General features: G+C 60.6%; 2 protein-coding genes. Both read left to right on the top strand.

The window, feature by feature from the left end; all coding sequences use genetic code 11:
- The coding region (locus GY725_01740; GenBank protein MCP4002895.1) for an enoyl-CoA hydratase/isomerase family protein at window positions 1-502 on the top strand (502 nt) is incomplete at its 5' end.
- 137 nt (window positions 503-639) lie between these two features.
- Window positions 640-855, top strand: a 216-nt coding sequence (locus GY725_01735) for a hypothetical protein (GenBank protein ID MCP4002894.1), incomplete at its 3' end; no start/stop codon positions are given.

The following is an 855-nucleotide window of genomic DNA, read 5'->3' as shown; positions in this document are numbered from 1 at the left end:
CTTCGGCTTTCACACTGAGATCGGTCTGATGATGGACATCGTGATCGCCTCTGACGACGCGATCATCCTGGATGATCACTACGGTTTCGGCCTGGTCCCTGGTGACGGCATCCATAGCTGCTTCATCGAACTGATGGGTATCCGCCGAGCATCCTACGCGATGTGGATGGGTAAGCCGATCGATGCCAAGACCGCTCTGGACTGGGGTCTGGTCAGCGAACTGGTTCCCAAGGAAAACTTGACCGAACGCGCCTACGAGATTGCGGACCGCCTCATGTCCCAGCCTCGTGTCACCCGTCGTGTGACGACACAGGTCTTCCGTCGCCAGTGGAAGCAACGCATCGTCAATGATCTGGACGGCGCATTCGGTATGGAAATGTACGTTGATCTGGCTACCGAGGAACGTCACACCGACGAGAAGGCGCAAGCCATCATCGACGCGGAGGGTTCGGAGCTGGGATTCCTACGCGAAGGTCGTAAGGACGGCATGAAGTTCGCGTAGCTTCATCCCGATCGGGGACCCGCTGCCGAAACCCTTCGGAGCGGGTCCTTGCCCGCGCGAGACACGCGGGAATGAAACCCGTGGCCAGATGGTGTGACCGGAGATCGGCCAGCGCCCCCGCGTGATAGCATTCGCGCATGACATCCGTACAGCTCTCGAAAGGCACACTGTCCGGCCCCGCAGTCGCGGCCCGCAACTGGTCCGCCGACGCCGAGGGGAGCATCCACGACGATGCGACCGCATCGAAGCTCGGATTCCGCGGCGGCACCGTAGCCGGAAACATCCACATGGATCAGTTCGTTCCCGTGCTCGTCGAAGCGTTCGGAAACGAGTGGTTTGAGACGGGACATCTG

Source organism: bacterium, assembly GCA_024226335.1.
Classification (GTDB): domain Bacteria; phylum Myxococcota_A; class UBA9160; order SZUA-336; family SZUA-336; genus JAAELY01.
Note: the sequence above shows the minus strand (reverse complement) of the source record. Positions and strands in the feature narration are given on the sequence as shown.